8 protein-coding genes and 1 pseudogene are annotated in these 6,671 nt (G+C 30.8%); 3 read left to right on the forward strand and 6 right to left on the reverse strand.

Annotation, left to right across the window (positions count from 1 at the left end):
* Nucleotides 1–23: 23 nt before the first annotated feature.
* Both RXO53_RS03825 and RXO53_RS03830 read right to left on the reverse strand, forming a co-directional pair.
* Nucleotides 24–347, reverse strand: a complete 324-nt coding sequence (locus tag RXO53_RS03825; protein ID WP_410712934.1) for a hypothetical protein — start codon at nucleotides 345–347, stop codon at nucleotides 24–26.
* A pseudogene (locus tag RXO53_RS03830) lies at nucleotides 331–932 on the reverse strand (IS607 family transposase). Before RXO53_RS03830 ends, RXO53_RS03825 begins: the two are co-directional and overlap by 17 nt.
* 210 nt (nucleotides 933–1,142) lie before the next feature.
* Between RXO53_RS03830 and RXO53_RS03835 the strand changes: the two are divergent.
* From RXO53_RS03835 to RXO53_RS03845, 3 genes are read left to right on the forward strand one after another with little or no spacing between them, the layout of a single operon-like run.
* Complete coding sequence (locus tag RXO53_RS03835; protein WP_410712935.1) at nucleotides 1,143–1,991, forward strand: molybdenum cofactor guanylyltransferase; 849 nt, start codon at nucleotides 1,143–1,145, stop codon at nucleotides 1,989–1,991.
* Between the two features lie 60 nt (nucleotides 1,992–2,051).
* Entirely contained in the window at nucleotides 2,052–3,158 is a 1,107-nt protein-coding gene (locus tag RXO53_RS03840) for a M42 family metallopeptidase (protein WP_410712936.1), read from the forward strand.
* Between the two features lie 52 nt (nucleotides 3,159–3,210).
* Nucleotides 3,211–3,858 carry an HAD family hydrolase gene (locus RXO53_RS03845; RefSeq protein ID WP_410712937.1) on the forward strand — a complete coding sequence of 216 codons (648 nt, stop codon included), beginning with the start codon at nucleotides 3,211–3,213 and terminating at the stop codon, nucleotides 3,856–3,858.
* On the opposite strand, the gene RXO53_RS03850 is transcribed toward RXO53_RS03845, so the two are convergent.
* The 4 genes from RXO53_RS03850 to RXO53_RS03865 all read right to left on the reverse strand — a co-directional run.
* Nucleotides 3,839–4,546, reverse strand: coding sequence for a GTP cyclohydrolase IIa (locus tag RXO53_RS03850; RefSeq protein ID WP_410712938.1), 708 nt, complete (start codon nucleotides 4,544–4,546; stop codon nucleotides 3,839–3,841). The two genes, RXO53_RS03845 and RXO53_RS03850, sit on opposite strands and share 20 nt — an antisense overlap.
* Nucleotides 4,547–4,567: 21 nt before the next feature.
* Nucleotides 4,568–5,023 (reverse strand): 6,7-dimethyl-8-ribityllumazine synthase, encoded by a 456-nt coding sequence (gene ribH / locus RXO53_RS03855; protein ID WP_410712939.1) that lies wholly within the window; start codon nucleotides 5,021–5,023, stop codon nucleotides 4,568–4,570.
* A gap of 68 nt (nucleotides 5,024–5,091) precedes the next feature.
* Nucleotides 5,092–5,826, reverse strand: a complete 735-nt coding sequence (locus RXO53_RS03860; RefSeq protein WP_410712940.1) for a nucleotidyltransferase domain-containing protein — start codon at nucleotides 5,824–5,826, stop codon at nucleotides 5,092–5,094.
* Between the two features lie 381 nt (nucleotides 5,827–6,207).
* Nucleotides 6,208–6,671: zinc ribbon domain-containing protein (locus tag RXO53_RS03865; RefSeq protein ID WP_410712941.1), on the reverse strand; the 464-nt coding region annotated here is incomplete at its 5' end.

A 6,671-nucleotide genomic window follows, 5' to 3' on the forward strand; every position in this document is an offset into this window, starting at 1 on the left:
GTTAATTGTGTTTGGAATAGTGATCATAACCCTTCTGTACTCTGGTTTATCCTTCTCGTTAGCCCTTTCTTCTTCCTCTCTCTGAAACTCTTAACAATCCTACTCGCTATGATGTAAGCGCCATCAATAACCCTTGAAGGTAGGAAGGGATATTTCTCCTTATAATGGTTATAAAACCTCTCGTGTAACTTCTTTCTAGTGGTCTGTAAACCTTCAGAAAGTATGACGTCAATCATTTCATTAACTATCAAACTCTGATATTCCTCAACCTCCCTAAGAACGCGGTATTTCCATCCGTTCAGATGGTCGCTCTCCAGCTTAATCGTCCTTTTAAGCATCTTCAACATACTTGACCACCTTCTCGTATTTATGAGACCTATGACCGTAAATTCTTGAGGCAAATGATTTAACGATTTCAACGAAGTCCTCTACCAACTCCTGCATGTAATCCTTTGGCTCTTCTTGGAACGCTATGATGACATTTACTTTGTAAGCTTTGAATAACTCTACAAGGTATTGGAAGCCAAAACGTGTTAGCCTTTCCTTATAAGCTACTACTATCACATCGATCTGCCTCCTCTTAGCCAATTCAAGAGTTTCTTTAACCCTCTCCTATCCTCTTTCAATCCAGAACCTATGTCCTTAACTTCTATTACACTTACTTCTCCGAGAGTCTTCTTAACTCAATCCCTTAATGCGTTTAATTGCCTCTTCAAATCGTCTTTTTGTGTATTTGATGAAACCCTTGCATAAATTGCTACTTGCTTTACCTTTCCACCGCTTAATAACTTTTCAACCTCACTGTAAGGAATCCTCCACCTATCGTTAATTTCAATAGCCTTTATTTTCCCTTCCCTTATCCACTTTATAACGCCACTCCTACTCATACCAAATATTTCAGCAACCTCACTAGGTGTTAAGTATCTCTCCATTAAGTACTCCGCATTAATTAAAAGTAACCAAAAGTATTTAAAAGTTATTCAGAAACGTTACAGTCTCGTTCTGAAGGGCAAGGCTTGCCATTCTTTTGTCAAGTAATATCATCATACTTAAATAAGATTTTCATTTAATTCTTGACAACCTTTCTATTCGATACGAGATAAGTTATATTTTCTATTTTTTACTTATAAATTGTGGACAAATTGAACTTAGCAGCAGTTATTTTAGCTGGAGGTAAATCAACTAGATTCAATGAAGACAAACTAACATATATATATAATAATAAACCCATAATTAGCTATCCAATTAATGAATCGAAAAAGATAACAGAAAGCATTTTTATAATTACAAACGAATTTGAATATGAAAAAATAAAAGGCTTAAACTATGTTAAATTCATTTTTGATGACGAATCTTTAAATTGTAAAGGTTCAGCCAGAGGTATTGCTACAGCTGTAGGAAAAATTGAATCAGAATATTATTTAATAATGCCTGGAGATATACCATGGATTAATAGCATTGCTTTAAATAATTTAATAGAGTACTCAATGAGATCAAAGCTATTAGTGTCACCAATAATATATTCTGGCATAGTTTCACCATTATTTATGGCATTACCAAGAAATTATGCTAATAAAATAATTGATATATGTAACAATTATTCAGTTATAGCTTCCAGACCAAGTAACTTTATTAGAGGAAATGAATCGTTACTTATAGGATCATATCATCTTACTAATGACCCTAAAGTTTTTTATGATGTAGATACTAAACATGATTTGAATATAACAACTAAAGGATTACCTAGAAAAATAATTCATCTCAAGTCATACAACAATTTTATTAAAGGAATCAAAAATTTTAAAGACAAAAATAATATTCAAGCTTTTGAAAATTTTATAGAAGAATCAAAAATGTATAGAAAGAACAAATTATATTCTTTAGAGCTTTCAACTCTTATAGATGCTTTTATTATAAACAAAAGCGAAGCTATTCAAAAAAGGATAAATTGGCTTAGAAAGAAAACAGGTAGAAGTCAAAAAGAAATTTAATACAGTTTAAGTCATAAAATACTTATTTTCAAATTTGTTTACTACTAGAGGGGATGAAGTATGGTAAAAGCAAATGAAGAAATATTTGAGCTATTAAAGAAACTCACCTCAGATATAGGAATTTCTGGTTATGAAGATAATATAAGAGGTATTGTTATTGACGAACTTAAAAGCTATGCTGATAGTTTAGAAGTTGATTCTTTAGGGAACGTAATAGCTATCAAAAGAGGATCTAAATCTTCAAGAAAAATCATGATAGCCGCTCATATGGACGAAATAGGACTTATGATAAGTTACATAGATGAGAAAGGGTTTTTGAAGTTTGCCCCTGTTGGAGGAATAACAGAAAGAACCTTATTAGGGCAGAGAGTTAAAGTTGCTACAAAGGACAACAAAATAATAAAAGGAGTTATAGGCTTAAAGCCCCCTCATATAATGAAACCAGAAGAAGCTAAACAGGTCCCTGATTTTTCAGAATTGTATATAGATGCTGGATTTTTTAGCAAAGATGAAGTTTTAAAAAATGGTATAGGAATAGGTAGCATAGTAACATTTGATAGGGAACTAGAAAGGATTGGTAATGGAGATATCGTTACTGGAAAATCATTAGATGATAGAGCAGGTTTAGCAGCTATGATTCAAGCATTTAAAAAAATTGATAAAAATGAAGTTAGTATATATGCTGTAGCAACTGTTCAAGAAGAAGTTGGCCTGAAAGGAGCAAAAGTTTCAGCATTTAAAATTGAACCAGATATTGCAATTGCTTTAGATGTTACTATAGCTAGTGATGTGCCATCGATACCAGAAGGTAGCTGGATATGCAAATTAAATCAAGGCCCTGCAATAAAGCTAATTGATGGTCAGAAAGGTACAGGTCTAATTACCAATAAGAAATTGCTAGAATTTGTTGAAAATGTGGCCAATAAATACAATATACCTTATCAACTTGAAGTTTTAACTGGAGGGACAACAGATGCTTCAGCTATTAATCTTAATAGAGAAGGTGTTCCATCAATTGCAATCTCTATACCTGCTAGATATATACATTCTCCAGTTGAAGTCATTTCTCTAAACGATTTAGAAAAAACCTCTGACTTAGCAGCAAAAGTTGCTTCAGAAATAAATGAAAAAACAATATTAAATTTAATAAATCAAAAAATAAAGTAATTGTAAATAGAAATATAAATTCCCTAAATACTCAAATAACGGAGGATATATAATGAGAATTAAAGGAATCATAAGCGACCTCGATGGAACCCTTGCAGACACAAAAAATCTACATTTTGAGGCATGGAGAAAAACAGCCGAAAAGTTTGGGGTAAGAGTTGATTTAAAAAATAGCAGTACCTTAGATAAATTTTGGGGTTTAAAAGATTTAGATTTTTTAATAAAATATGCAACAGAATTGAACATAAATTTAGATAATAATATGATCAAATACGTGCTCTCATTAAAAAGCAAAGAATATCAGAATCTTGTTAAATTAATTAAGCCTGATAGCTGCCTCCAAAATTTTTTAAATCTAATTATAAGATATAAAATAAAATTTGCAGTAGTAACTTCAAGCATGAAGAACGACGCTATGGCAGTATTAGATACACTAAATATAAAATATGATCTTCTTATAACTAGTGATGATGTAAAGAACGTTAAACCTGATCCTGAACCGATAATTTTAGCAATTGAAAAATTGAACTTAAACAAAGATGAAATAATAGGAGTAGGAGATAGCATATATGACATATTAGCATATAAAAAGGCTGGTTTACATAAAATGTTTATCCTTAATCAAGATTATGCTGATGCAATTAAAGTATCTTCATTATGTGACATTTCAAGTATATTACTTAAAGAATTGATTTCATGATTATTTTCGAGTTTCTTGTTGATCTAATTTCATGAAGAGCTTCCGCAGCCAATTTCATAGCATCCCTAGCTTTACTTGCTATTGCAATTCCAGCTTTTAAATCATCGACAGAAATCATCTTTAAAACTAAATCTTCATAATCCTTATTCGGCAGTAGAACTAATATATTATCCCCCCCTAAATATTGCGCTAATCCTCCGTTTTCTTGAGCAATATAATTAATTTTTTCTAATATTTGTATTATCTTGCTATAAGTCCTAAACGTGCCTACTTTTTGAGTTATTGGAGTTAACCCATTTAGGTCTATATGACTAACAATAACATATTCTTTTCCTGAACCAAAATGACCTACCTTACCCGGTTCCACATAAGCTATATGAGACCATGCATTATTTTCAGACTCTAATGGCGTATTCCCCAAATCACTTGATAATCTAACAGCGACTGGAGACAAAGAGGATACAACTTCTAATATATCTTTCTCGTTATCTTCGGTTAAATTGCTAGACACTATAACCATATAATCATATCTTAATGGTAGCACAAATCCTCCAAACTTTGTTGCTATCCTTTGCGTTTCTTGATAAATCTTTGCCTGTGTTTCTTGTATTTTCCACTCCCTATCAGTTCCTATAGTTTCTGTCCATTCTCTATAGCCTATTTGTTCTATTACTGATATTCTTATCATTTTTTATTCCCTATTATATGTTTATTCAATCTTTAAAACTTTTCCTTCATATTTTAATGAACTTAACTTAATAGATCTTAATGATAGCTTAACAGCGGCTTCAACTGCTCTTCTTGAATATTCTTCTGCTCTCTCCATAGCTTGCATCCTAGATGCTCCAGGTCCTATTATCCCTAATGCAACAGGTTTCTCGTATTTTTGGCTTAAATCCAATAAAACTCTGGCTGCTTGATTCGCTACCAGTTCATCATGCTTTGTTTCCCCTTGAATTACTGCCCCCAACACGACTACTGCATCAATGTAATCAAGTTTTAATAATTTTGATACAGCAAATGGGGAGTCAAAAACACCTGGAACTTTGAAAACTATTGGTACCTCTGCATTTAAAAAAATAGCATGACTTAAGGCCTTTTCTTCCATAATTTTTGTTATATCATAGTTAAATTCTGATACTACTAATCCTATCTTAACGCTCAACTATTTCACCACCATACTTTCTGCAAATAGTTACTTATAAATACTATAATAATATATATTAATAAAAATTAATCATTATATGCCATTAATCTCTTTCTAAAAAATTGGTTCTTTTTTATTAAAAATTTAATACTTTCATCAAGTGGCTCATTATATGGAACCTCATATTTCAAAAATACTCCAGTTCTTCCTATTTCTTTTCTTCTTGATAAAACCCTTTCTCTTTCCATTACTGTTTCTATTTTAATGTTTAATATTCTTGAAACTTCCGCCTCTCTATCAAATATAGGGTATTCAAAATGACCCATATTTGTAGGAATTATTAATTTTAAATTTTTATTTACACCAGGAACCCTTTTGTCCTTTAAAATGCCATCTTTATTTATTTGACCTCCCCAGTAATAGAATTCCAATTCATTTGAATTTAGCTTTGCTAATGGAAAACTTATAACTTCCTTATAATCACTATCCAAATAAATATATGCCTTAGGCGCATAGTTTGGCGTTGCTTGAACTATCTCTTTTTTAAAAATGGTATAACCTTTCTTTTCTAAAATATACTCTAATTTATAGGGTCTGATTAAATCCATAATTATAATATCTAAATCGCTCGATTCTTTAACATCTCCTCTCGCAACACTGCCAACAATTATAATAGAATTACTTATGTCTTGCAAAGAGGAAATTATATCAAGGGCTCTTTTTCTTTTATTTTTATATATTTCCCATCTTTTATTATCATAAATTATTTCTTGTCCATCATTTTCAGAACCTTTTTTTAAATATTCAAAATAATTAACCATTTTTTACACCTTTAAAATTAATCAAAACTATTTTATTTGATTTTGAATAAACGTAATTAATCTTAATAATTTTTAATATCATCATCTTTACATCTATTAATAAAAGCGCATTTCAAAATTTAAAAAGATTTTTATTAATAATTCTAATAAATAAAAAGGACTTTTCAGTTTTATAAATATTGAGTAATGTAATATTAGAAATACCTTATCTACTATACAAAGCCGTTGTCAACAGTTTCCAATAAACCGTTGAGTTTATATACTTTGTATGTAAGTTTAATTATAATGCCGAAACGATGCTGAAGCCTAAGGAAGTATGCCAAAAATTACAAATCTGACCTCCTCCCGCCTTGAAGGGCGAGTTTCCTGAGGTCTAGAGGGTTACACCCCTTTTACGGGTGCTACTCTGTTATGTTCTACAATAAAAGATAGGGGTTTCTTTATTGATGCTAAGACTTTACCTGTTGCTTTCTTTAATATGTTTAAAGCCCCATTTAAATCAGAATGAAGTTTATGTTTTAATGGACAATTAATAACTCCTCTAGGATTTCTTTTAACTTCTACATTATGATAAGCACAGTATCTGGACGTATTATATTCTATAACTTCATATACTTTAATGCCATATTCTTGTGCTTTAAGTTCAATTGCATTAATTAATTTACGGTAAGACCACATGTTTACTGTAAATTTGTTTCCTTTTTCTTGAGCAATGTTAAATGGATAACCTAAATAAATGGTTGAAACACCTAATTCATGTAACTTCTTCATTAGTTGAAAAGCAAAGTTCCTATACAAGTGAAGAAGCCTTCTCATTAGTTTCTTAAAAAGCCTTTTCTTCTCTT

The sequence above is a fragment of the Caldisphaera sp. genome, from assembly GCF_046536515.1.
GTDB lineage: Archaea > Thermoproteota > Thermoprotei_A > Sulfolobales > Acidilobaceae > Caldisphaera.

Coding starts and splice junctions, on each gene's coding strand:
- RXO53_RS03845 (WP_410712937.1), top strand. CDS start 3,211: ATGAGAATTAAAGGAATCATAAGCGACCTCGATGGAACCCTTGCAGAC.
- RXO53_RS03840 (WP_410712936.1), top strand. CDS start 2,052: ATGGTAAAAGCAAATGAAGAAATATTTGAGCTATTAAAGAAACTCACC.
- RXO53_RS03850 (WP_410712938.1), bottom strand. CDS start 4,546: ATGATAAGAATATCAGTAATAGAACAAATAGGCTATAGAGAATGGACA.
- RXO53_RS03825 (WP_410712934.1), bottom strand. CDS start 347: ATGTTGAAGATGCTTAAAAGGACGATTAAGCTGGAGAGCGACCATCTG.
- RXO53_RS03860 (WP_410712940.1), bottom strand. CDS start 5,826: ATGGTTAATTATTTTGAATATTTAAAAAAAGGTTCTGAAAATGATGGA.